We start from the raw sequence: 23559 nt of genomic DNA on the forward strand, positions 1-23559 counted from the left end.
CCGATATTTAGCACGATGTGAGCCGCCGGCACGTTCCAGCTCTGAACGCGCCGCATGCATCTACCTGACGGGATGATGGTCTGCGGTGCGATCAATGTGCTCGGACGCCCCCCGCTTCCCCTTGGACCTCGGCAGTTTCCATGTCGCTGCATTTCCCGTTCGGACCAAATGCCTTGTTGCGGCGCTGCTCACTGCTGATCGTCGTCGTTGCGCTGATGGCCGGCTGCCATCCAGAGGCCGGTGCTGCATTGCCGGCTCAGGCCGCAGCTGGCCAGAACGAGGTGGATCCGGTTGATCAGGCCGCGCTTGCGAACGCATTGAAAGCACTGCAGCCGCAGCGCCCTGGCGTCACCGATCTATACGTCGTCGGCTTTGCTGGCGATGCCGGCGACGATGTGTTCCGCAACGAGACGCTGTACCTCAAGCAGCTGTTCGAACAACGCTTCGACGCGCGCGGGCGCGTGGTCACCCTGGTCAACAACCCGGACAATCTGGGCGAGCATCCGTACGCACCATTGGCCACCTACGACAATCTGTACGACACGCTAGCTGCGATCGGCAAGCGTATGGATCGCAAGGAAGATGCGCTGCTGTTGTTCGTCACCACGCACGGTACGGAAGACCACAGCCTGTATGTACAGGTGGACGACAAGGAAGAGGATTTCATCAGCCCGCAGGATCTGCGTCAGGCGCTGGACGATGCCGGCATCGACAATCGCATCATCGTGCTGTCGGCCTGCTACTCGGGCGGCTTCATTCCCGCGCTGCGCTCGCCGCAGACGCTGATCCTCACTGCCGCGCGTGCCGACCGGCCCTCGTTTGGCTGCGGCAACACGTCCAACGCCACCTATTTCGGGCAGGCGTGGTTGATCGATGCAATGAACCAGAGCGACGACCCGCTGGCCGCATTCGACATCGCCAAAGGCGCGATCACCGCACGCGAGAAACAGGAAGGGGAGTTGCCGTCATTGCCGCAGCAGTCTCTGGGCAAGCGCGTCGCCCCGGTGCTGGCACGTTGGCGTGCCGGTGTGCATCTCGGGCCGGCGGTTGTGTATCCATATCCGCCTGTGGATGCTGATACTGACCCGCAGGTCGATTCAACCCGTCAGTCCGGCGATGCGGCGGTAGATGATGCGAAGCGCCCAAAGGCAGTGGAAGCAGAGAGCTCGCCGTCCAAGCCGCCGCGTGCGCCTGCCGCATCTACTCGATAGCCCCAGTGAATTTATGAGACTAATTCTCATTTCGCCAACACTAGTACGGGATCGCTAGACTCGCCCGGCCAGCCAGCAACTCGCCAGCCAGCACCGATCTTCGCCAGCGCGCCAACGCCTGCCAGCCCGGATCCCAAAACGCCTCCCTCGTGGAGGCGTTTGTGTTTGTGGCGATCAGGATCACGCGGCAAAGCCGACGTAACGCTTCAGCGCTGCGATGCCGCAGCAACGCATCCGACCGAGCTGGATCGCGCGAGGACGCAGGCCACTACCGCTGCACCAGGAGCGGCTGACAAACCTTCGCGTGCACGCATCAGGCGGAAGTCGGCGTCGCTCGGCAACCGCGGTGGACAAGTGACATGCCGCAACGAGTACCGGCCACGCCTGCCTGACGGCCGATACAGTCGATTTTGCCAGCGGACTCAAGGCGCAGCGGTTTGCAGGCGATACACGGTACTGGCGCTGTATTGCCCGGTCGGCAGGGTCGCGCGCACCTGGACGGTGTGCTCGCCCACCGACAGAGTGGTCGGCAATGCGCCGCGCCATAGATGCGTCGACGGCGTGGCCTCCGGCGAGCGGTCGTAACCACGCAGCGCGTCGGCCGCATCGTCGCGCACGTTCTCTGCCAGCACGCGCGGATCGGCACGCTCTACCCGCTTCATCGGCTGCCAGACACCGTTGTCGATGCGCATCTCAACGACGGTATCGTCCTGGCCCATGAACACATTGGCGTAGATGCCCCACGCCGCATACGCACCCTTGCGCAGCACCTTGGGCGCATGCAGCAGCAACTGCGCATCATTGGCCGCGCGCGCGGCGTGATAGGCCAACGTGTAGTCGCCGCTAGGGGCAACCTGCAGCACTGCATAGCCATTGGGAGTGCCATCGCTCATGGTCGCGTCGGGAATCCCGTCGGCATCCTTGGCGCCCGACCAGAATGCACCGCAGGCCGCGCCCACGTTGTATTCGTGCAGCGGGCGCGCACCCTGCCAGCCTTCGTCTGCACCATGCTCCACCTGGCGCTGCGTGTGGCTATGGCCACTGAGCACCAACACATGCGGAAACGCTTTCAGCAATGCGAACAGGCGACGGCGATCGGCATGCCGGAAGGTCTCCTGCCCAGGCGCCGCATCGAACAGATGGATATGCATGCCGAGCACCACTAGCCGGTCGCGTGGCAGCTGCGCCAGATACTTCTGCAGGAACGCGAATTGATCTTCGCGCAGGCCACCGATATAGGCTTGTTTGCCGCCGGGCGTGTAGATCACATCATCCAGAAACACGAAGCTGGCGTTGGCTTCTTCCACCGCATAGGTGTCCGGGCCGTAGACCGCGTGCCAGCTGTCGAGCGACTGCGCATCGTCGTGCGCGTCGAGATTGAGATCGTGATTGCCCGGCACATGGAACCACGGCACGCCCAGCTGCGTCGTGACCTTGTTCAAGGCCGGATACAGGCTCAGATCGTCACTGACGATATCGCCCAGCGTAGTGCCCAGCCGCGCCGTGGTCTTGCCGATGATCGGTGCCACGATATCGCGCTGGTAGTAGCCGACGTCGGCAAGGCTGGCGGTCTGGCTGTCGGCAAACACCAGCATCTGAAAGCCATCGGCTGCGGCGCGCGCACGCGGGGTCAGCGCGAAATCCCAGTTGTGTGTATGACGGCCTGTCGCTGCAATGGCGGGGTATTTGTGGTTGGCAGAACCGTTAGGTGCGTAGTGGCGCCAAAACGCCGGCAAGCCGTCGGCGGCGGGCACGAAGCGGCGGTCGCCCGGCTTGATCACGAACACCGTCTGCCCATCGCGCACCGGCAAGCGGTAGCGGCCCTGCGCATCGGTACGCACGATCTGCTCGCCATTGGAAACAGCCACATCGGCAACGCCCGGCTCATCGGCGCTGCGGCCGGCGCGCCCGTCGCGTTCTTCATAGACGATGCCATCGACCGTGGTGTCGCGCGCGTATGCGCTTCCCGCGAGCAAGCCCAGTGCAATCAAAACGAAGCGAGGTTGCATGCGTTTTCCCGCGCAAGAATCAGCGGAAATTGTACCCTTGGCAGCCAGGCGCACGCTGCCGTCGGCAGGCGGAAAATGCGCGGCTATCGCAGCGACTGACCATCACAGCAACGGCCCTACCCGCAAAGGCGCCATCAGTGACGTTTCATTGCAGCCAGGGCCACTCCTACAAGGACGCATGTCTGGCAGAGACGCACGCCTGCCAGATCAGCTCACTTGTGCCGCGATTCCAGCAACGCCACCGCATCGCCAAGACCCAACCCACGTGCGCGCAGCAGCACGATCAGGTGATACAGCAGATCGGCCGATTCGCCGAGCAATTCCGCATCGCCCTGCACCACGCCGGCCAGCGCGGTTTCCACGCCCTCCTCGCCCACCTTCTGCGCAATGCGGCGGATGCCTTGCTCAAACAATTTGGTGGTGTAGCTACCATGCGGGCGTTCGCGCTCACGCTCGGCCACCAACGCATCCAGGCTGCCCAAGAACTGCCCAGGCGCACTGGGGAAACAGCTGGTGCGGCCCAAATGACAGGTGGGGCCATGGGGGCGTGCCTGCACCAGCAGCGTATCGGCATCGCAGTCGGTCTCGATCGACACCAGGCGCAACACATTCCCCGAACTCTCGCCCTTGGTCCACAGGCGCTGCTTGCTGCGGCTGAAGAAGGTGACGTCACCGCGCTGTTGGGTGACGGCCAACGCTTCGGCATTCATGTAGCCCAGCATCAGCACGCGCAGGTTGTCGGCGTCCTGCACGATCACCGGCAACAGGCCGTCGCCCTTGCTCCAATCCAGCGCTGCGAGTCCGTCGCCCGCTACCACTTCGTTACTGCCCATCGCGTACCTCGATCTGTTGCGCGCGCAAGAATTGCTTGAGTTCCGGGATCGGAATCGCACCGCTGTGAAATACGCTGGCCGCCAGTGCGCCGTCCACATCGGCCTGATCGAACACATCGGCAAAGTGCTGCATGTCGCCCGCACCACCGGAGGCGATCAACGGCACGCGGCATAACGCGCGCACCTGCCGCAACTGGGCGATATCGTAACCGTGGCGCACGCCATCGTTGTCCATGCAATTGAGCACGATTTCGCCCGCACCCAGCCGCTGCGCTTCAGCCACCCAATCCAGCGTGCGCATCGGCAGCGCCTGGGTCTTGCTGGGGTCGCCGGTGTAGCGGCGCACGCGCCACTGCCCATCGTCTTCACGAATCGAATCAATGCCGACCACCACGCACTGCACCCCGAACGCGTCGGCCAGTTCGGAGATCAGCTGTGGGCGGCCGAGTGCAGGCGAGTTGATCGAAATCTTGTCGGCGCCGGCGTATAGCACCGCACGCGCCGTTTCCACATCGCCAATACCACCGGCCACACAGAACGGAATATCGATCAACCGCGCCACGCGCTCGACCCAGGTGTAGTCGACCGAGCGCCCCTCCGGACTGGCGCCGATGTCGTAGAACACCAGCTCGTCGGCGCCCTGCGCGCGGTAGCGCAATGCCAGTTCGACGATGTCGCCCATGTCGATGTGGTCGCGGAACTTGACGCCCTTGACCACGCGCCCATCGCGCACGTCCAGGCACGGAATGATGCGACGGCTCAGCATGCCAGTGCCTCGTTGAGATTCAGATGCCCTTCGAGCAAGGCTTTGCCGAGCACGATGCCGGCGCAGCCTGCAGCCTTGGCGGCGACGACATCAGCCAGATTGCGCGCGCCGCCGGAGACCTGTACCTGCAGCTGCGGCGTCAGCGAACGCAAGTGCGCGTACAGCGCCATGTTGGGTCCGGACAACATGCCGTCGCGGGCAATGTCGGTGCACAGCAGATGCTGCAGCCCGGCTTGCGCGTAACGCACGGCCAACTGATCCAATGTGGCGTCTGCGGTTTCGGTCCAGCCGTGCACCGGCAACTGCCAGATGCCATTGGCGTCCTGGCGCGTGTCTAGCGCAATGGTCAGGCGATCGGCCCCGAATTCCTGCAGCCACGCGATCACCATCTCGCTATCGCGTACCGCCAACGAGCCGATCACCACGCGTGCGGCGCCTGCATCCAGGATACGCGCTACATCGTCGCGCGAACGCACGCCACCACCGGTCTGCACCTGCAAGCCGGTGCTGCGCGCGATCTCGCCAAGCGTGGTGGCCAGTGTGTAGCCGCCCGCCTTTGCTGCATCCAGATCGACCAGATGCATCCACTGCGCACCGGCCTGCGCAAATGCCTGCGCACGCGGCAGTACATCGTCGCCATACTGCGTCTCGCGCGCGTAATCGCCTTGCAGCAAGCGCACCACGCGGCCGTTACGGATATCCAGCGCCGGGTAGACCGTGAAACTCATGGGAAGCTCATCTCAAGAAAATTGCGCAGGATGCGTGCACCGGTGTCGGCGGAGCGCTCTGGGTGGCACTGCGCGCCGCAGCGCAGGCCGTTCTGCACGATGGCAGTAAACAGGCCGCCGTGATCGCACGCAGCCACGGTGTCGGCCGTTACCGGCGCCGCGTAACCATGCACGAAATACGCACTGGCGCGCTCCGGCAAGCCGGCTAGCAACGCGGATTCGCGCATCGGCACCAGCTGATTCCAGCCCATATGCGGCACACGAATACCAAGCGCAGGCGTCATGTGGCGGACAATGCCCGGCAGCAGACCCAGGCACTCGACATCGCCTTCTTCGGAATGTTCGAACAACAGCTGCATGCCCAGGCAGATACCGATCAACGGCACCTGCAGCTCGCGCAGCGGTTCGACCAAGCCCTGCGCGCGCAACCGCGACATCGCTTCTGGCGCAGCGCCAACACCAGGCAGTATCACCCGCTGCGCGCCCTGCAAGCCGGCCGCATCGCGCACCACGCGTGCCTCAACGCCCAGTCGCTCCAATGCATAGCGCACCGAGCCCAGATTGGCGCCACCGGCATCGATCAGCGCAACATCGGTCATAGCGCGCCCTTGGTGGTGGGCAATGCGGTGCCCTCACGGCGAATCGCCTGACGCAGTGCACGCGCCAACGCCTTGAAGCAGGCTTCCACCTTGTGGTGATCGTTCTCGCCGCGCACAGTCAGATGCAGGTTCAAGCCGGATGCATCGCAGATGGAGCGGAAGAAATGTGGCACCAGTTCGGTGGGCATATCGCCGACGCGTTCGCGCTTGAACTCGCCGTCGAAGACGAAATACGGCCGGCCACTGAAATCCAGCGCGGCGCTGGCGATGGTTTCGTCCATCGGCAATGTAAAACCATGCTGCGCCGTGTCGCCAGCGACGCGCCATGGGCTGGTTTCCGGATCGAACCCGTACCGGCCGATACCGCGCTTGTCGCCCAACGCCTCGCGCAACGCCTGACCCAGCGCAAGGCCGGTGTCTTCGATCGTGTGGTGCTCATCGATATGCAAGTCGCCTTCGGCGCGGATGTCCAGCGCAAAGCCGCCATGCTTGCCGATCTGTTCCAGCATGTGGTCGAAGAACGGCAGGCCGGTGGCAGTCTTCGGCTCGGCGACGCGATCCAGATCCAGTTCGATGCGGATCTTGGTTTCCTTGGTGTTGCGCTGAACCACCGCGCGGCGCGGCGCATCGGCCAGCTCGTGCGCGATGCCGGGCCAGTCCCACTCGCCGCCGAACTCGTCGGTGCGCAGCTGAAACCCGCGGATATTGAGGTTCTGCGCGAACTGGATATCGGTCATGCGGTCGCCCACCATGGCCGAGCGCGCCCAGTCGATGGTGCGGTCCTGCAGATACGGCACCATCAGACCGACGCCTGGCTTGCGCGTGGGCGCATTGTCTGCCGGCCAGCTGCAATCGATCAGCACTTCGCGGAATGCGATGCCCTGGCTGGCGAAGATCTGCAGCATCAGGTTGTTCGGGCCGTCAAAGGAGGCACGCGGATAGCTCTCGCTGCCCAACCCATCCTGATTGCTGACGATGACGAACTGGTAGCCGGCATCGCGCAGCTTGAGCATCGCCGGAATGACGTTATCGACCAAGCGCAGTTTTTCGTACGTGTCGATCTGGTAATCCGCCGGCTCAGTAATCAGCGTGCCGTCGCGGTCGACAAAAAGAATCGGGGTCATGCGGCGGCCTCCTGCGTGCGTTGCAGCGCGTTCAACACGCGCTCGTTCTGTTCGTGCGTCCCCAGGGTGATGCGCAGTGCATCGGACAAGCGCGGGACTGCGCGTTGATCGCGCACCACCACACCGGCCTCCAGCAGCGCCTGGAATGCGGCTTCGGCATCGTCGAAACGCACCAACAGGAAGTTGCCTTGCGAGGGATAGACCTGACGCACACCGGCCAGCTGCACAAGCGCCTTGTGCACGCGCTCGCGCTCGCTACGCACCTCAGCGATACGGCGGTGGGTGACCTCCAGCGCTGGCGCAGACAAGGCCTGTTCGGCCATCGCCGCGCACGGCGTCGGCACCGGATACGGTGCCTGGCAGCGACGCAGCAAGGCGATCAACTCGGCGTTGGCGATCAAGGTGCCGATGCGCGCGGCCGCCAATGCATGCGCCTTGGAGAGCGTGCGCAGCACCGCGAGATTGTCGTAACGCGCGAGCAAACCGACGGCCGAGGGCACATCGGAAAATTCGCCATACGCTTCGTCCACCACCACCAGCGCCCTGCCCTGCAATGCCTGCAAGGTGTGTTCGATCTGGTCCAATGCGATCGCCGAACCGGCAGGATTGGAGGGCGAGCAAAGGAACACCAACTTGGCATTCGAGGTCAGCGCCGCCGCCACAATTGCCGGGATATCCGCGTGAAACCCATCTGGCCCATCGACCAGCGGCACTTCCACCAACGGCGCGTTCTGCAGCCGTGCGCACACGGCATACATGCCGAATACCGGCGGCGTGACCACTACCGCATCGCGCTCGGGCACGCACAGGCCGCGCACCAGCAAGTCGATCGCCTCGTCGCTGCCGCGGCCGATCAACAGCTGCTCCGGCGCGCAGCCGTACAGCGCCGCAAGCGCGCTGCGCAGACCCTTGGGTTGTGGGTCGGGATAGCGCCGTGTGCTCGCGCCGGGGTCGGCCGGATTGCCCCACGCCGACTCGTTGGCGTTCAGCCACACATCGCCCTGCAATGTGCTGGTACGCGCCGACGAATACCCCGCGAATGCCCGCAGATCTTCGCGCACCAGATCCAGGACCGATGACGCGCTCATGCCGCCACTCCCATCCGCAGTGCCACTGCATTGGCGTGCGCATCCAATCCTTCTGCGCGCGCGAGTATCAACGCGCACTCGCCGATGCCGTCGATGCCGGCCTTGCTGGCCGCCTGCACGCTAACCATGTTCTGAAAGCTGGCCACGCTGACGCCGCTGTATGCACGCGCCGCACCGCTGGTCGGCAGCACGTGATTGGTGCCGCTGCAGTAATCGCCCAGCGCTTCAGGCGTGTAATCGCCAAGAAACACCGAGCCTGCTGCTTCGACCTGTGCCAGCCACGCGCGCGGTTCGCGCAGCGCAAGAATCAGATGCTCCGGCGCGTAACGGTTGCTGATCGAAAATGCCTCATCCAGCGTCTGCACCTTGATCAAGCGCGATTGCGCCAGCGCTTGCCGAGCGATGTCGGCACGCGAGAGTTGCGCCAGTTGCACCTCCAGCTGCGCCTGCACCGCATCGATCAACACGTCGCTGTCGGACAGCAGCAGCACCTGCGAATCCGGGCCGTGTTCGGCCTGCGACAACAAGTCTGCAGCGACGAACGCCGCTTGCGCACCAGCATCGGCGATCACCAACACCTCGGAAGGGCCGGCCGGCATGTCGATCGCCGCCGCACCGGATTGCGCCACCTGCTGCTTGGCTTCGGTGACATAACTGTTGCCCGGGCCGAACAACTTGTCGCAGCTGGGCACCGACTCGGTGCCATACGCCATTGCCGCAATCGCCTGCGCACCGCCGAGCTTGAACACGCGGCGCACGCCGGTCAGCTGCGCGGCGACCAGCACCGCCGGATCCACGCTGCCGTCCTTGCGTGGCGGCGTGCACAACACCACCTCGCGGCATCCGGCAAGACGCGCCGGCACACCGAGCATCAATGCAGTCGACGGCAGCGGCGCACTGCCGGCGGGCACGTATAAACCCACACGGCCAATCGGCCGCACGATCTTTTCGCACACCACGCCCGGCGCGGTCTCCACCGCATACCCCTCGCTCATACCGGCGCGGTGGAAGGTGTCGATGCGTGCCACCGCATCCTGCATGGCCTGGCGCAATTCCGGCGCCACAGCCGCTTCAGCGGCGGCGAGTTCGGCCTCGCTGACTGCGAAGCGCTCCAGCGACACGCCATCGAAGCGCGCGGTGATCTCGCGCAACGCCGCATCGCCGCGCGTGCGTACGTCGGCAATCAATGCGGCGACCGCATCGCGCGTTTGCGTGGCCACGGTCTGCACCGGGCGGGTCAACGTGGCGGTCCGTGCGGTGCTGTCGAGTTGGGACCAATCGAGAATGTTCATGCCAGCGAGCGCTCCACCGTCAACACCATCAAGCCTTGCGCACCTGCGCGTTCGAGTTCTTCCAAGCGTTGCCAGGTCACCGCGCCATGGCACATGGTCTGCAACCGCAGCGCGCCGTTGCCATCGTCGGGCAGCTGCACCAGCGGCTCTGCATCGGGCAGCAGACGACGCAGCGCATCCACGTTGCCGTGTTCAGCGCGGAACATCAGCAGCTTGCTGTCGCGCAGCTTGAGCACGCCGTCCATGCGCCGCAGCAGCATCGCCAGCAGCGCGGCGCGTGCGTCGGCCGGCTCGCGCACCGCACCGGCCAGCACCGCTTCGCTCTCCATCACCAGCTCGACCGGCTTGAGCTGGTTGGCGGCCAGGGTGGCGCCGCTGGACACCAGATCGCAGATCAGATCGGCGGTGCCCAGGCGCGGGGCGATCTCCACCGAGCCGGACAGCTCCACCACCGCCGCGTCGATGCCCTGCCGCTCCAGCCAGTCGGCCAGGATCGCCGGATAGCTGGTGGCGATGCGCTTGCCGGCCAGTTGCGCCACGCCCTGCCAGTCCCACTCTTCCGGCACCGCGAGCATCAACCGGCACTGGCCGAAACCGACCCCGCGCACCGCGTGGTACGCGGCCGGCAAGCCCGCGCGGCGACGCGCCGATGCCTGCTCGTCCAGCTCGTTCTGCCCCACGATGCCCAGGTCGCAGACGCCATCGGCGATCAGGCCCGGGATGTCGTCGTCGCGCACCAGCAGCAGGTCCACCGGCAGCGATTCGCCATAGCAGAACAATTTGTCGCGGCTCTGCCGCCAGCTCAGCCCGCAGGCGGCCAGCAGGCTGCGCGCCGGCTCGGCCAGGCGGCCGTTTTTCTGGATGGCAATACGCAACCGGTCACGTGCCGGCGCTGCCGTGGAAGCACTCATCTTGTTCTCTCAGTGGGATTCGACAGGGCGCGCGGCTTGCTCGCGCAGGGCCGCGGCATAGCCGCCGGCGCCGTGGTCCAGGGTGCGCGCAACGCGCCCGATGGTGGTCACGCTGACCTGGGTCAGCTCATGGATTTCGCGGTACGGCACGCCCTTGATCAGCAACGGCACCACCCGCCAGCGGTCGGCCATGGCTTCCAGCTCGGCAGGCGTGCACAGGTCGCGCAGAAAGGCCTCCACCGCGGCAGGTTCTTTGAGGCACGCCAGGGCATCGGCCAGCATCTTGAGGGAGGCGGTGACATCAGTGGTTTCGCGGGGGGCGGGTCGTTGTTTCATTGCGTTAATGTAATAGCGTGTTAGTACATTAACGCAAACGACCTGGATTGTCACCGGCTGGATGCGGTGTCTGAGTGCTTATCGGGGCTGAGGCGGCGGAACGCCCCTCATCCGGCGCTGCGCGCCACCTTCTCCCGTCAACGGGAGAAGGACATGACTGCTCGAGTTTGGACTCTCAACTGACTTCCCACTCAGCGTCTAATGGCGCAGCTCGTCCAAGCCAGCCCTCCCCCCTTCTCCCGCCCGGCGGGAGAAGGTGCCCGCCAGGGCGGATGAGGGGCGGCAACGCCGCTCACATCACCTTGGCCTGCTCCAGCTCTACCAGCAAGGTGCTCGCCAACTCCTCGCGCGCCACATCACTGACTTCCCACTCAGCGGCTAATGGGCGCAGCTCGTCCAAGCCAGCCCTCCCCCTTCTCCCGCCCGGCGGGAGAAGGGGCCCGCCAGGGCGGATGAGGGGCGGCAACGCCGCTCACATCACCTTGGCCTGCTCCAGCTCTACCAGCAAGGTGCTCGCCAACTCCTCGCGCGCCACATCGAACTGCTGCTCACGCACGAGATCCTTGACCGCCACCACGCCGCGCGCCAGCTCGTCGTCGCCGGCCAGCACCACGAAGCGGATGCCCGCGCGGGCGGCGTACTGGAACTGCTTGCCGATCTTCTTCGGCTCCATCTGCACTTCGGTGTTGATGCCGCCGATACGCAGGCGGCGCGCGATATCCAGCGCGTCGTCAAGGCGGGTTTCATCCATCAGCGCCACCATGGCCTGCACGCTGCTTTCGGCGATGCCCTGGATCAGGCCGGCCTCGCGCAGCTGCCAGAACAGGCGGGTCAGGCCGATCGAGATGCCCACGCCCGGCAGCCTGGACTTGGTGTAGTGGCTGGCCAGGCTCTCGTAGCGGCCGCCCGAGCAGATCGAGCCGATCTGCGGGTGATCGGTCAGCGTGGTTTCGTAGACGGTGCCGGTGTAGTAATCCAGCCCGCGCGCGATCGAGAAGTTCAGGCAGTACGCCGTCTCCGGCACGCCCAATGCCCTGACCAGTTCCAGCACCTCGCGCAATTCGGCAATGCCCTCGCCCAGCGTCGCGCTCGCGCCTGCCGAGGCTTCCAGCGCCTGCAACTGTGCCAGCGCATCGGCATGCCCGTTGGAGCGCACCGCCACGAAGTCCAGGATCTTGCCGACCTGCTCGGCGGCGATACCGAAGCCCTCGCCCACCAGCGTGTCGCGCACGTAATCGGCACCACGCTTGTCGATCTTGTCGACCTCGCGCAACACGGCCAGCTGCAACTCGCCTTCGGCCACGCCCAGACTTTCGAAAAAGCCGCGCAGCAGTTTGCGGTTGTTCAACTGCACCTTGAAATCGCCGATACCCAACTCGGCGAACACCGCATGAATCACCGCCAGCACTTCGGCGTCGTAACGGATGCTCAGCGCATCCTTGCCGATCACATCGATATCGCACTGGTAGAACTCGCGGAAACGTCCGCGCTGCGCGCGCTCGCCGCGATACACGCGCTGCATCTGATAACGACGGAACGGAAAGCTGAGATCGTGTTCGTGCTCGGCCACATAGCGGGCTAGCGGCACGGTGAGATCAAAGCGCAGCGCCAGCTCCGGCAGGCCACTGCTCTCGGCACCCTCGTCGGCCGCCGCAGCGGCATTGGCCAGCGCGCCGGTGGACTGCACGAAGTACACCTGGCGCTCGGTCTCGCCGCCGGACTTGGTAAGCAGCACGTCGGACAGCTCGAACACCGGGGTCTCGACCGGCAGGAACCCGAACCGCTCGTAATTGCGGCGGATGACGTCCAGCATGCGCTGGAACGCGATCTGCTCGCGCGGCAGCAATTCCATGATGCCGGGCGGCGTACGGGGCTTGATCACGAGCGAAACTCCTGCAGGACAATGTGGCGAACGCACAATTCTACCGGCTGCCAGGCGCGCTGACCGCATGGCGTATCATTCAATGCGTCCCAGCAGTGCGTGGCCCATGTACCGGCAGCTTTCCGACCCCAGCGTGACCTGCCCGGCGCCCGGCTCGGCATCCGCCAGCGACACGTCCAGCTCCGATTGCGCGCTCTGCGCGGTGCGCGGCCGGGCCATCTGCGCGGCACTGTCGGCGCAGGAAATGGATGCGCTGGATCAGGTGACCCACACTGCGACCTACACGCCTGGCAGCACCCTGGTGCGTTCGGGCGAGACCCGGCACAACGTCTATACGGTGACCTCCGGCGCGTTGCGCATGGTGCGCACACTGGCCGACGGGCGCCGCCAGATCACCGGCTTCGTCCTGCCCGGCGACTACGTCGGACTCACCGAAACCGCGCAACACCGCCACGATATCGAAGCCATCGTCGACAGCCGCGTGTGTCGCACGCCGATGGCGCAGATGCGCCATCTCCGCGAGCGCTATCCGCAGCTGGAACGCAAGCTGCTGCAGCGCGCCAGCATGGAACTGGCCGCGGCGCAGGACACCGGTCTGCTGCTGGCACGCCTGCAACCCAGCGAACGGCTGGCGCATTTCCTGCTGCGACTGGCTGCCCGCTCCACCCAGCCCGGCGCCGGCGGCGACACTGTGGCGCTGCCGATGAGCCGCAGCGACATCGCCGACCATCTGGGGCTGACCGTGGAAACGGTGAGCCGCACCTTCACCAAACTCCGGCAACAGCAGCTGATCGCGCTGCCGCAACTGCACCTGGTACAGATCCTGGATGACGCGGCGTTGCGCAGCCTGGCCGGCGATACGGTGTGAGGTTGGCGGGTGATTGGTCGGGTGGGTTGATGCGTCGGTGCATTGCCCAAGCAGTCGGTACGGAATCAACCAGGCACTATCACGCATGACTACGCACCCATCGGTGTCGGTGTCGCTCGGCACCGCTCACGAAAACAGCTCACACAACCTGGCGGGCAGTCGTCAGCTGGGCAGAGATGGCGCGAAGAACTGCAGTGGACCAGTGGCACACTCCGCACTGAACACCAGCCACGCCCGCCTGACGACGACGTCGTTTTGGTAGCCGCTCCAAAGGTATGCATGCAGTCTGCTTGCCGGTATTCGCGCAGCGACTTCCGATCACGTCGAAGGCAACGCTGTGCCGCAGGCTGATCGCACTCCTACGCCAGGCACCTTGCCCGCAATCACTCAGCGCCCAGCCACCGCACGCGCAACCGCCCCACCGCAGCCGCTGCTCAGCAGCCGCGATTGCCGCAGCCAGGCACGATCCGGGTAATAGGCGAACACAAACGCACCGTCGCGCAGTGTGTCGATCAACTGCTTGGCCACCGCCGGCCGGACGGCTGGGCAGCCCAGACTACGGCCAAGCCGGCCCTGAGTGCGGATGATGGCTTCGCTCACATAGGGCGCGCCGTGGATGACGATGGCGCGGTCGCGTGCGTGATCGTTGAAGCCCGGCTCGAGGCCCTTGAGCCGTAATGAGTAGCCGTTTTGGCCGGTGTAGGACTCCTGCGCGGTGAATGCGCCCAGGCTGGACTGGAAGCTGCCATCGTTATTGGAAAACTTCGCCGCCAGGTTCTCGCCGGTATTGCGCCCGTGCGCGACCCATTCCCGAAACAACAGACGCTGCTTGTCGAGATCGAATACCCATAGGCGGCGCTCGGTGGAAGGGCGGCTGTAGTCGATGACGCTAAGCACCCGCTCGGCACCCACCTGCTGGCGCTGGCGCGCGCACTGCAACGCTTCGGTGGCCAGCGCCAGGACCTGGCGATCGAGCGACGGCGCCTGACGCGCCAGGGCATCGACCAGACCCACACGCGGCGCACCCAGCGGCGAGGCCGCAGACCCGGACGAGGCATCGGCCGCACTGGCCGCACCAGCCGCTGCCCATCCGCATAACGCGGCGGCGGCGATCATTCGATAAGACATGCAACAACCCACAGCAGACGCGGCGCCACAGCGGGGCCGCACCTACCTAGAAATAGCCCCATGCGGGCCACTTTCCAACCCCGAGTGCCTGAACGCGTTGGGTCAGGCCGCATCCGCAAGCAGACGCTGCCGAAAGGCTGCGTAGTCCGGCGCCAGTGCTTCGGCATGTGCCGGACGCTGCAGCAGCGCTGCCAGCGCCGGCGGAACCTCCACCGTCCGGCCGATCAACGGCTCCACCACGGCTTCGAATTTGGCCGGATGCGCCGTCGCCGCCACCGCCCAATCGCCGGTGCCGCCCTCCGCGCCTTCGGCGCGCAGTTGCTCGAGCACATGTACCGCAGTGGCGGTATGCGGGCAATGCACCTCGCCGTAACGCGCGAAGCGCTGCTGCACGGTGTGGCGAATTGCCGCATCGTCCACCGACAACGCTCGGAATTCCTCACGCAAGGCGGCATCGTCGCCGTTGTAGAGCCAACGCAAGCGCTCGAAATTGCTCGGCGCCCCCACGTCCATCGCATTGGCCAGCGTGGCCACGCTGGGCTGCGGCGCGTACGCGTCGCCAGCGAAATAGTCTGGCAAGACATGGTTGGCGTTGGATGCCAGCGCGATGCGGCCCAGCGGTACCCCGAGCGCGCGCGCGATGATCGCCGCCAGCCCGTTGCCCAGGTTGCCGGTCGGCACCACCAGATTGAGCACGTCGCCCGAGGCCGCATGGTGCTGCAGCGCAGCATGCGCGTAATAACTCATCTGTGGCAGCAGCCGGCCCAGGCTGATGCTATTGGCCGAGCTGAGCGGCACCTGCGTCTGCAACGCGGCATCGTTCAAAGCCTGCTTGACCATCGCCTGGCAGTCGTCGAACGAGCCGGCCACACGCAACGCCTGGATGTTGTCGCCGAAACACCCCAACTGATGCGCCTGCCGCGGCGACACGCGGCCGTCCGGATACAGCACCACCACGCGCAAACCGGGCTGGCGATGAAATGCGGCGGCCACGGCTGCACCGGTGTCGCCGGAGGTGGCGACCAGGATGGTGAGTGGGCGGTCTTCGGCACGACGCAACCGGGTCAGGCAGGCGGCCAGAAAGCGCGCGCCGAAATCCTTGAACGCGGCGGTGGGCCCATGAAACAGCTCCAGCGCGTAATCGCCGGGCGTGCCCAACGCCACCAACGGCGCCGGGAAGTCGAAGGCTTCAGCACAGATCGCCGGCAGCTCGGCCGCCAGCGCATCGCCCTCGAAGAACGGCTGCAACAGCGCGGTGGCGGTGGCGGCCAGGCCGGCGCCCGCAACCAGCGTACGTGCGGGCGGCAGGGTCTGCGGCACGTACAGGCCGCCGTCGGGCGCCAGCCCGGCGGCAATGGCTTGGCTCAGGCTTGCGGCGGGCGCAGCGCCACGGGTGGAAATAAACATCAGCATGACTCCAGATAAAGCGAAGGCTGGGCGTTGCCCACGACAAGGTGTGCGGCGTGCGGTGTGGCCGGGTCTGGCGACGCGGCGGCGGTCCGGCGAATGGTTGCCCACGGTCGATGGCGCGGCGCTATGCTGCGCGCACCTTTCCGTGGAGTCGGCAGATGATCAAGGTCAGCGTGATGTACCCCTACCGCGACGGTGCCCGTTTCGACCACACCTACTACCGCGACACGCACATGCCGCTGGTGAGCGCGCGCATGGGCGCGGCCTGTTTGAAGTACACCGTGGACAAAGGCATCAGCGGCGGCGATGCCGGTAGCCCCCCGGCCTTTATCGGCATGTGCCATATCTTTTGCGAGTCGGTCGAGACCTTCAACGCCAGCTTCGGCCCGCACGCAGCGGAAATTCTGGGCGACATCGCCAACTACACCGACCTGACCCCGGTGATGCAGATCAGCGAGGTCGTGGTCGACTGAATGGCGTGTGGCGCGCTGCAGGCCAGACCTGCTGCTCGCTGCCTGCGCCGTATTGCCATTGCGTGCGTGCTGATTCATCCGAGCAACCGCGCCGCAGGACTTGCGATGGGCGACACCCATGCCTGGCTATCGAATCCTGCTGCAGCAAACCCTGCTTGCACTGCCGGTGCCGCAGCGTCTGCCGCGGCACGCGATTCGAACCAGGCAAACACGCTGGGCCCGGCGCCGGAAATGCTGGCACCGAGGGCGTCGTGGTCCAGCGCTGCCTGTTTGGCCTCGGCGAAGCCAGCGATCAATGGTGCGCGACGCGGTTCGACCAGCACATCGCGCAGGCCTGCACGTACCAGGCCTGCATCGTCGGCGTGGCAACCTGCCAACACCAACGCAAGATTGGTGCTCTGCGCGACGAATTCGCGCAACTGATAATTGCCAGCCAGAGCCTCACGCGCGCGTCGCGTTTCCAGCACTGCATCCGGATGCACCAGCAGGCTATGCCACGCTGCCGGCACTGCGATTGGCACCAGACGCTCCAGCGTGCACAGCACCAGGCCGCCCAAGAACAGTGGCCCCAGGTTGTCGCCATGTCGGCTGCCACTGGCTACCGCTTCGCCATCGAGCGCGTGTTGGTAGAGCTGGTGGTGGTCCAGCGGCGACGCCAGCAGCGCATTGGCTGCAACCAATGCCGCCACGCACGACGCAGCAGACCCACCCATGCCCGAGCTAAGCGCAATGCCTTTGTCGATCTCGATTTCAAAACCGTAAGGCAGCTGCAAGGCAGCACGCAGCGACATCAACGCCGCGCCTGCGGTATTGCGTTCGGCAGCCAGTGGCAGCGCGACGGTCGTACCGCGAATCGCAGCGATGCGTACCAGCGGCTCTTCGATGCGACGCACGATGACGGTGTCGCCGACGCCATCAATCGGGTAGCCGAGCAGATCGAATCCCACCGCGACATTCGCAACCGATGCCGGCGCGAAGGCGCGCGCTTCGTGCAGGCCGTGTTTGCCGAGAGAAGCGCGATCGCTGCCGCACGCCTGAGCCGCAGTTGCTTGGCTCACGCCGGCCGGGCTGACGACAGCCTGCGTCACAGCCGCGCGCCCTCGCCTGCCGCCACGCGCAGCAGATCGGCGAAGACGCCTGCCGCGGTCACTTCCGGCCCCGCGCCCGGGCCCTGCACCACCAACGGGTTCTCGCAGTAGCGACGCGTGGTGAACTGCACCACGTTGTCGGTCAAACGCAGATTGGCGAATGCATGATCGGCCGGCAGCTCGACCAGGCCCACGCTGGGCGCGCGGTCCGGCGGCAGCTGCGCCACGTAACGCAGCACGTTGCCGCGCGCATGCGCTTCGGCAAGACGCTGCGCGAACGCCGCATCCACCTCCGGCAGGCGCGCCATGAAATCGTCCACGCTGGCTTGGCGCAATGCTTCAGGCACCAGGCTTTCGACCTGCACGTCTTCCAGGCTGATGGCGCGCCCGGCTTCGCGCGCCAGGATCACCAGCTTGCGCGCCACATCCACACCCGACAGATCATCGCGCGGGTCCGGCTCGGTATAGCCCATGCCACGCGCCTGCGTCACCAGCTCGGCGAACGGCACGCTGCCGTCGTATTTGTTGAACAGCCAGGCCAGCGTGCCGGAGAAGATGCCTTCGATCGAGGTGACCGTATCGCCGGTATCGACCAGATCGCGCAGCGTGGTGATGACCGGCAAGCCAGCGCCCACGGTGGCTTCGTAACGGAAGCGCGCACCGCTGGCGTCGGCTGCTGCGCGGATGGCCTCATAACGGGCCAGCGGGCCGGAACCCGCCTGTTTGTTCGGCGTCACCACATGGATGCCGGCCGCCAGCCAGCTCGCATAGCGCTCGGCGACCTCGGCACTGCCGCTGCAGTCGATGATCACCGCATGCGGCAGATGCGCCGACAGCAGATGCTCGGTGAAGCGCTCCAGATCCGTGGCTTCCGTTGCGGCGGCGAACGCCTGCCGCCAATCGCCGACCAGGCCGCGCTCATCCAGCAACATGCGCCCGCGTGACACCACCGCCCGCAGCCGCAGATCCAGATTGGCCTTGCCCAGCAACTGCGGTTGCGCGATGCGCAACTGATCCAGCAAGGCCGCGCCCACGTTCCCCGGGCCGATCACGCCCACCGAGAACGTCTGCGGCGAGAGCCAGAAGCCGGCGTGCGCCGCGCGCAAGGCCTTGGTCGCATGCGCTGCATCAATCGCCACCGAGATGTTGCGTTCGGAAGAACCCTGCGCAATCGCCAGGATATTGACCTGCGCACGCCCCAGGGACTCGAACAGCCGCGCTGCCACACCCGGCTGGCCGGCCATGCCATCGCCGACCGCCGCCAACACGCTGATGCCGGTGGTCAGCTGCACGCGCTGCACCTGGCCAACCGTGAGCTCATGCGCAAACGCCTGCAGCAAGGCGTTGCGTGCGCGCTCGGACTCGTGCTGTTTGACCACGCAGCAGATCGAATGCTCCGACGAGCCCTGCGAGATCATCACCACCGATACCTGCGCCGTGCGCAACGCCGCAAACACACGCTCGGCGGTGCCGGGCACGCCGATCAATCCGGTGCCTTCCAGGTTCAGCACGGCCAGGCCGGGGCTCAGCGTCAGCCCCTTGATCGGCCCGCTCACTGCACTGCTGGCGGTGATACGCGTGCCCGGGTGCTCGGGCTGGAAGGTGTTGCGGATGATGATCGGCAAGCCGCGCTCGATCGCCGGCGACATCGTCTGCGGATGCACCACCTTGGCACCGAAGTACGCCAGCTCGCAGGCCTCGTCGTAGCTCAAGGTTTCCAGCTGCACCGCCTCGGGCACCACACGCGGGTCGGCCGACAGCACGCCGTCGACATCGGTCCAGATGTGCAGCTCATCGGCATCGAACAAGGCCGCGAAGATCGCGCCGGAATAATCGCTGCCGTTGCGCCCCAGCGTGGTGATGCGGTCGGCACGGTCGCGCGCCACGAAACCGGTGACCACCACACGCGTCTGCGGATGCGCCTGGCGCCAGGTTGCAAGGCGCTGCGCGCTGGCGTCCCAGTCCACATCCACACCGAGTTCGCCGCGATTGACCACCAGCACATCGCGCGCATCCAACACCGCGCAGTCTTCGCCGATGGCGCGGAAGTGATCGCCAAGCAGTTGCGCCGAATACACCTCGCCCAGGCCCTGCACACGGTCGAGCACCTCGCGCGGCAGCTCGCCGATCACCGCCAAAGCACCCAGGATCTGCGCCAGATGCTCGAAGCGTGCGTCCAGCCATTCCACCGTTGGCCCCGAATGTTCGCCGAGCAAGGCCACGGCCGCACCGCGATGGCGCGCGCGCGTTTCATGCCAGCGCTCGCGCCACTCTGGCCGATCCTGTGCGGCCAGTTCGGCCAGCTCGATCAAGGCATCGGTGACACCTTTCATCGCCGAGACCACGGTGACCTGCACCGTCTCGTCGCGTGCCAGCAGCAGCTGCGCCACATGCCGATAACGCTCTGCATCGGCCACCGAAGTGCCGCCGAATTTGTGCACGACCGTGCGTGCGGAAGAGGCGGCAACAGCGGCGGGTTTGGGCGAAACGGCGAGCGATGACATCGACAGACCTCGTTGGGAGGCCCCGTCCGCATCAGATGAGGGAGGAAAGCCCCCGCATCCTGATCCGGGTGCGGGGCCGTTGTTTTCGGAAGTTACGCGAAGACGACGGGCCGCACCGGGCGAATGGTGACGGTGGTAATGGTGGTGATAATGCCGGCCACGCCCGCACCCGGCCGCAGGTGCGGCTGGCAGAGAAGCGAAACACTGGCGGAGGCGTTATCCATGCATGCAAAAGACATCACAGGGCCGAGGCCTGTCAAGCATTGCGTGAATGGGCAGGCGCACGCGCTCGGGGCGCGGAACAGAAAACCTTGCTGCTCAGGGATTTAAGCATCGCGCGCGCAAGCAATTGATTGCTATGGAAACTTTTGGAGCGACTTTGGAGAGTCGTCCTGCGCAGGTTTCGAACCTCGATTGGTAGTGTCATGCGCTCAGATGACGCGATACAACTGACTAGATCGCTTGCGGGCGAGGCGTCGCTTCGCTGCCGGCATCAGTTCGCATCAAGCAACAGACTTCGCACCAAGCAACAGATCGTCGCTACTGCCGCGCCGGTGAGTACGGGCCACCAAGATCAGCAGCGGAGATCAGCCGAGTACCTGGGGATTGAGTTGCCAGACCGAAAAGTTGAGCGCCGCCGCGAAGCTCACCCACGCCAGATACGGCACCAAGAGCCACGCCGCCAGCGCCTGCCGCTTCGCGAATACGGCAATCGTTCCAGCCAGCACCAGCCACAGCGCCACGATGTCCGCGAATGCCCATGCCCCCAACTGCCACGCGAAGAACAGCCAGCTCCACACACCATTGAGCATCAGCTGCAGCACGAACAGGCCCAGCGCCGGACGCGTCCCCGTCCAGCCGCCGCGACGCCACACCAACCAGACCGACACCGCCATCATCCCGTACAACACAGTCCACACCGGTCCGAACAACCACCCCGGCGGCGCCCACGCCGGCCGCTGCAGCAGCGCATAAAAGCTGGCCGCCTGGATCGATGCCATTGCGCCCAGCCCAGCGACGGCATAGCAAAGCACCAACCAACCCAGAAGGCCGAACCATTGCGACTTTTTTGAACGTCCTTGGGTCATGACTGCTTTGGCCTGTGATCCGCGTTCGTCAGCGTGGCAGAGCTTCTGTGCAAGCCGTGACTACGCACTTAAGCGAGTCCGCGCTCAGCTAACACCGTACGGATTCGTGCCGTCATGTCCAATCTCCTCGGGATAGGGAATTGGACTCCAGACATATGCGTTACTCAAAATCGGGGGATGTCGTCACTTGGCCAGATGCTTAGCTAACCTAGCCAGCGCAGGCACTTCGCCCCCCTTTTTGCGGGCGTCATGCCTGCTCATCGGCCACGCGAACCGAACACCGTCGACTGACAAGTTAACCTGACCCCGTTATTCCGGGACATCACCGGTGCGACCGACATGGCGACGATGCCGCCCGAGGTGGCCAGCGTGGCACCGATTTGCGTGCCGGTGCTGCTGGTGGTGCCTGTCGCAACGCGGATGCTGCCGGCGCTGCCAGCGGCCCGGCCGGCCACGGCCTGGCTGCCGACCGTTGCTGCGGTCTGGCGGATACGGCCGCTCAGGCCGCCCTGTGCGCCGATGCCGTTGAGTGCGCTGCCGCTGATGCTGCGGCTTGCTGTAGGTCATGCTGGCGGTCAGGGCCGCCGCTTAATTACCTCCGTCCCTGATGCTCTCTGCCGCTGGTGCCTGTCGCAACGCGGATGCAGTCGGCGCTGGAGTTGCTCGGACAATCGCGGCCTGGCTGCAGACATTTGCTGCGGTCTGTCGGGTGCGGCCGCTCAAGCCGCCCTATGCGCCCACGCCGTTGAGCGCGCTGCCGCTAATGCTGCGCCTTGCTGCAGGTCATGCAGGCGGTCGGGGCCGCCGCTTAATTACCTCTGTCCCTGATGCTCCGATGCTCATCGTCCTGATGCTCCAAACTAAGCCGCGTTCCCACAGGCAAATTTCGAATTTGACGAGCTATACCACCCAAAATTGAGGCGTGCTTCACCCTTTCACATATGTACATATTATCGACACAAAATTTCCCGCCCAGAGCCTCCTCTACTTTCAATGCATAATTCTCATAGTTATTTATCCTACCTAATCTCGACACAGCGCCTTCATACACGTCACTCCTAATTGTTGATACTGAATCACATTTAATGGCTTCAAAAAATTCATCGAGATTAACTTCCAAAGAAGACTTATCTCCAGAATCCAAACTAAAAATATATACTTTATTTAAATCATCAAGCGTGTAGACAACCCCAAATATGTCATAAGCAATTGCTTCCGTCCAATCAAAATTCAAACCACTAAAAGAAGACCAAGCCGAAGTCCAAATTTTATCTTCCGTGCAGAAATTTCTTAACAATCCATTGAAGCAAAAGCCGACACCCCTTCCGGGCATACGATCAAAATATTCATCTATTTTGCGATTATTCAACGATCATCCTCCAGCTTAACATCGTTGTATTTTGTTCCAATAGGATCATTTTTAACTTGCCTGCCAATTTTTGAACCTGCGGAAGTATTCCTACCGGCTTCCAACCAATTACCATTGGCTTTAACGCAGTTAGCACCACCGACACATAGCTCAACAGTGTGATCCGCATGATAACCCGGTCCGGGCGGAGGGCCAACTTCATCTGTCAAAGCTTTTCTGAAATTTCCTTTTCTCACATCCGCAGGGTTTGTTCTTACAAGGGTACCAGCATCGGCTTGCGCTTTGTAACTGTCTAGAAATTCAGCTTTCTCCTTAGGAATAATGAGCGTCCTTTTTAGATCAGAAGCCCCCTCTTCCAAGACGTTTTCGGCACTCTTTACCGCAGCTGAAAATCCATCGCTACCTTTAATAATGCCGATCGCACCGGCTTTGGTACCCATTACACCAAGCGACGACAGCAATGTATCAACAAGCATCGAGCTAGTCGCATGGCTCGCAGGCTGCACCGCTTGCTGATCACGATCGGTCGCAGCACCAAATGCATTGGCGCCGATCAACGGCGTCAACGGATTGACCAGATACTGCTCTTTCTTTTCCTGCAAATACCCCGCCATCGGCGTTGCCGCCCACAGTGTACTGCCCAACGTCTTCACCGGGCCACCTGCCGCCGCCATCAAGACCAGCGCGGCAGTCTCTGCATTGTCCTCGCCCAGCCAGTTCTTGAACTGCTCTACCTTCTTCCCACCTGCGATGGCGAGATTGGAAACAACCGTTGCCCCCTTCAGTCTGAAATTTTCATCTTGCGATTGCTGCGAGCCCGCGATTCCCTGTGAATTGTCAGCTCCCTCACTG

General features: G+C 64.4%; 21 protein-coding genes and 1 pseudogene. 3 read left to right on the top strand and 19 right to left on the bottom strand.

The genetic code is table 11. From position 1 onward, the window contains the following. Positions 1-140: 140 nt before the first annotated feature. Complete coding sequence (locus XpruCFBP8353_RS16805) at positions 141-1211, top strand: C13 family peptidase (protein ID WP_101364211.1); 1071 nt, start codon at positions 141-143, stop codon at positions 1209-1211. Positions 1212-1633: 422 nt separating this feature from the next. On the opposite strand, the gene XpruCFBP8353_RS16810 is transcribed toward XpruCFBP8353_RS16805, so the two are convergent. The 11 genes from XpruCFBP8353_RS16810 to hisS all read right to left on the bottom strand — a co-directional run bounded on the left by XpruCFBP8353_RS16810 (position 1634) and on the right by hisS (position 12779). Continuing rightward, entirely contained in the window at positions 1634-3220 is a 1587-nt protein-coding gene (locus XpruCFBP8353_RS16810) for a calcineurin-like phosphoesterase C-terminal domain-containing protein (protein WP_101364212.1), read from the bottom strand. A 212-nt stretch (positions 3221-3432) separates the two neighbouring features. Next, positions 3433-4053, bottom strand: a complete 621-nt coding sequence (gene hisIE / locus XpruCFBP8353_RS16815; protein WP_101364213.1) for a bifunctional phosphoribosyl-AMP cyclohydrolase/phosphoribosyl-ATP diphosphatase HisIE — start codon at positions 4051-4053, stop codon at positions 3433-3435. Next, positions 4043-4819 carry an imidazole glycerol phosphate synthase subunit HisF gene (gene hisF, locus XpruCFBP8353_RS16820; RefSeq protein ID WP_101364214.1) on the bottom strand — a complete coding sequence of 259 codons (777 nt, stop codon included), beginning with the start codon at positions 4817-4819 and terminating at the stop codon, positions 4043-4045. Before hisF ends, hisIE begins: the two co-directional genes overlap by 11 nt. Then, positions 4813-5547 (bottom strand): 1-(5-phosphoribosyl)-5-[(5-phosphoribosylamino)methylideneamino]imidazole-4-carboxamide isomerase, encoded by a 735-nt coding sequence (gene hisA, locus XpruCFBP8353_RS16825; RefSeq protein ID WP_101364215.1) that lies wholly within the window; start codon positions 5545-5547, stop codon positions 4813-4815. Before hisA ends, hisF begins: the two co-directional genes overlap by 7 nt. Continuing rightward, positions 5544-6146 (bottom strand): imidazole glycerol phosphate synthase subunit HisH, encoded by a 603-nt coding sequence (gene hisH / locus XpruCFBP8353_RS16830; RefSeq protein WP_101364216.1) that lies wholly within the window; start codon positions 6144-6146, stop codon positions 5544-5546. Before hisH ends, hisA begins: the two co-directional genes overlap by 4 nt. Beyond that, positions 6143-7270, bottom strand: a complete 1128-nt coding sequence (gene hisB, locus XpruCFBP8353_RS16835; RefSeq protein ID WP_101364217.1) for a bifunctional histidinol-phosphatase/imidazoleglycerol-phosphate dehydratase HisB — start codon at positions 7268-7270, stop codon at positions 6143-6145. The genes hisH and hisB overlap by 4 nt, the downstream gene beginning before the upstream one ends. Next, on the bottom strand, positions 7267-8358 hold the full coding sequence (gene hisC / locus XpruCFBP8353_RS16840; RefSeq protein ID WP_101364218.1) for a histidinol-phosphate transaminase: 1092 nt from the start codon (positions 8356-8358) through the stop codon (positions 7267-7269). Before hisC ends, hisB begins: the two co-directional genes overlap by 4 nt. Then, positions 8355-9650: a histidinol dehydrogenase gene (gene hisD / locus XpruCFBP8353_RS16845; RefSeq protein WP_101364219.1), complete on the bottom strand. Its 1296-nt coding sequence runs from the start codon at positions 9648-9650 to the stop codon at positions 8355-8357. Before hisD ends, hisC begins: the two co-directional genes overlap by 4 nt. After that, positions 9647-10561, bottom strand: coding sequence for an ATP phosphoribosyltransferase (gene hisG, locus XpruCFBP8353_RS16850; RefSeq protein WP_064508804.1), 915 nt, complete (start codon positions 10559-10561; stop codon positions 9647-9649). Before hisG ends, hisD begins: the two co-directional genes overlap by 4 nt. Positions 10562-10570: 9 nt before the next feature. Continuing rightward, a complete protein-coding gene (locus XpruCFBP8353_RS16855; protein WP_101364220.1) occupies positions 10571-10897 on the bottom strand; it encodes a YerC/YecD family TrpR-related protein in 327 nt (108 codons plus the stop codon). 472 nt (positions 10898-11369) lie between these two features. After that, positions 11370-12779 carry a histidine--tRNA ligase gene (gene hisS, locus XpruCFBP8353_RS16860; protein ID WP_101364221.1) on the bottom strand — a complete coding sequence of 470 codons (1410 nt, stop codon included), beginning with the start codon at positions 12777-12779 and terminating at the stop codon, positions 11370-11372. A gap of 202 nt (positions 12780-12981) precedes the next feature. Here hisS and XpruCFBP8353_RS16865 point away from each other — a divergent pair, with 202 nt between their 5' ends. After that, positions 12982-13647 (top strand): Crp/Fnr family transcriptional regulator, encoded by a 666-nt coding sequence (locus XpruCFBP8353_RS16865; protein WP_207759656.1) that lies wholly within the window; start codon positions 12982-12984, stop codon positions 13645-13647. A gap of 387 nt (positions 13648-14034) precedes the next feature. On the opposite strand, the gene XpruCFBP8353_RS16870 is transcribed toward XpruCFBP8353_RS16865, so the two are convergent. Both XpruCFBP8353_RS16870 and thrC read right to left on the bottom strand, forming a co-directional pair. Continuing rightward, positions 14035-14775: a murein L,D-transpeptidase catalytic domain family protein gene (locus XpruCFBP8353_RS16870; protein WP_101364223.1), complete on the bottom strand. Its 741-nt coding sequence runs from the start codon at positions 14773-14775 to the stop codon at positions 14035-14037. Positions 14776-14877: 102 nt separating this feature from the next. Further along, the gene (gene thrC, locus XpruCFBP8353_RS16875) at positions 14878-16188 is read right to left on the bottom strand and encodes a threonine synthase (RefSeq protein ID WP_207759655.1); all 1311 of its coding nucleotides are present in this window, start codon (positions 16186-16188) and stop codon (positions 14878-14880) included. A gap of 155 nt (positions 16189-16343) precedes the next feature. Between thrC and XpruCFBP8353_RS16880 the strand changes: the two genes are divergently transcribed. Continuing rightward, positions 16344-16658, top strand: coding sequence for an EthD family reductase (locus XpruCFBP8353_RS16880; protein ID WP_101364248.1), 315 nt, complete (start codon positions 16344-16346; stop codon positions 16656-16658). 74 nt (positions 16659-16732) lie between these two features. Here the strand turns inward: XpruCFBP8353_RS16880 and XpruCFBP8353_RS16885 are convergent, their stop codons facing one another. From XpruCFBP8353_RS16885 to XpruCFBP8353_RS23740, 6 genes and pseudogenes are all read right to left on the bottom strand, one after another. Continuing rightward, positions 16733-17716: a homoserine kinase gene (locus XpruCFBP8353_RS16885; RefSeq protein ID WP_101364249.1), complete on the bottom strand. Its 984-nt coding sequence runs from the start codon at positions 17714-17716 to the stop codon at positions 16733-16735. 26 nt (positions 17717-17742) lie between these two features. Further along, complete coding sequence (thrA, locus tag XpruCFBP8353_RS16890) at positions 17743-20250, bottom strand: bifunctional aspartate kinase/homoserine dehydrogenase I (RefSeq protein WP_101364224.1); 2508 nt, start codon at positions 20248-20250, stop codon at positions 17743-17745. A 587-nt stretch (positions 20251-20837) separates the two neighbouring features. After that, positions 20838-21338, bottom strand: a complete 501-nt coding sequence (locus XpruCFBP8353_RS16895) for a TspO/MBR family protein (RefSeq protein WP_101364225.1) — start codon at positions 21336-21338, stop codon at positions 20838-20840. Positions 21339-21607: 269 nt separating this feature from the next. Beyond that, positions 21608-21889: pseudogene (locus XpruCFBP8353_RS24655) on the bottom strand (hypothetical protein); the annotation flags it as partial. Positions 21890-22146: 257 nt separating this feature from the next. After that, positions 22147-22707: a DUF1851 domain-containing protein gene (locus XpruCFBP8353_RS23260; protein ID WP_133125662.1), complete on the bottom strand. Its 561-nt coding sequence runs from the start codon at positions 22705-22707 to the stop codon at positions 22147-22149. Beyond that, positions 22704-23559 (bottom strand): hypothetical protein (locus XpruCFBP8353_RS23740; RefSeq protein WP_207759654.1); only part of this gene is annotated, 856 nt, incomplete at its 5' end. The genes XpruCFBP8353_RS23260 and XpruCFBP8353_RS23740, both read right to left, overlap by 4 nt.

Source organism: Xanthomonas prunicola (genome assembly GCF_002846205.1).
Classification (GTDB): Bacteria; Pseudomonadota; Gammaproteobacteria; order Xanthomonadales; family Xanthomonadaceae; genus Xanthomonas; species Xanthomonas prunicola.

What these genes read in the sequence shown, in the direction of transcription:
- XpruCFBP8353_RS16880 (WP_101364248.1), top strand. Translation starts at nt 16,344, where the DNA reads ATGATCAAGGTCAGCGTGATGTACCCCTACCGCGACGGTGCCCGTTTC.
- hisA (WP_101364215.1), bottom strand. Translation starts at nt 5,547, where the DNA reads ATGAGTTTCACGGTCTACCCGGCGCTGGATATCCGTAACGGCCGCGTG.
- XpruCFBP8353_RS16870 (WP_101364223.1), bottom strand. Translation starts at nt 14,775, where the DNA reads ATGTCTTATCGAATGATCGCCGCCGCCGCGTTATGCGGATGGGCAGCG.
- hisIE (WP_101364213.1), bottom strand. Translation starts at nt 4,053, where the DNA reads ATGGGCAGTAACGAAGTGGTAGCGGGCGACGGACTCGCAGCGCTGGAT.
- hisD (WP_101364219.1), bottom strand. Translation starts at nt 9,650, where the DNA reads ATGAACATTCTCGATTGGTCCCAACTCGACAGCACCGCACGGACCGCC.
- hisG (WP_064508804.1), bottom strand. Translation starts at nt 10,561, where the DNA reads ATGAGTGCTTCCACGGCAGCGCCGGCACGTGACCGGTTGCGTATTGCC.
- thrA (WP_101364224.1), bottom strand. Translation starts at nt 20,250, where the DNA reads ATGTCATCGCTCGCCGTTTCGCCCAAACCCGCCGCTGTTGCCGCCTCT.
- hisB (WP_101364217.1), bottom strand. Translation starts at nt 7,270, where the DNA reads ATGACCCCGATTCTTTTTGTCGACCGCGACGGCACGCTGATTACTGAG.
- XpruCFBP8353_RS16895 (WP_101364225.1), bottom strand. Translation starts at nt 21,338, where the DNA reads ATGACCCAAGGACGTTCAAAAAAGTCGCAATGGTTCGGCCTTCTGGGT.
- XpruCFBP8353_RS16810 (WP_101364212.1), bottom strand. Translation starts at nt 3,220, where the DNA reads ATGCAACCTCGCTTCGTTTTGATTGCACTGGGCTTGCTCGCGGGAAGC.
- XpruCFBP8353_RS16855 (WP_101364220.1), bottom strand. Translation starts at nt 10,897, where the DNA reads ATGAAACAACGACCCGCCCCCCGCGAAACCACTGATGTCACCGCCTCC.
- XpruCFBP8353_RS16805 (WP_101364211.1), top strand. Translation starts at nt 141, where the DNA reads ATGTCGCTGCATTTCCCGTTCGGACCAAATGCCTTGTTGCGGCGCTGC.
- hisC (WP_101364218.1), bottom strand. Translation starts at nt 8,358, where the DNA reads ATGAGCGCGTCATCGGTCCTGGATCTGGTGCGCGAAGATCTGCGGGCA.
- thrC (WP_207759655.1), bottom strand. Translation starts at nt 16,188, where the DNA reads ATGCTGATGTTTATTTCCACCCGTGGCGCTGCGCCCGCCGCAAGCCTG.
- hisF (WP_101364214.1), bottom strand. Translation starts at nt 4,819, where the DNA reads ATGCTGAGCCGTCGCATCATTCCGTGCCTGGACGTGCGCGATGGGCGC.
- hisH (WP_101364216.1), bottom strand. Translation starts at nt 6,146, where the DNA reads ATGACCGATGTTGCGCTGATCGATGCCGGTGGCGCCAATCTGGGCTCG.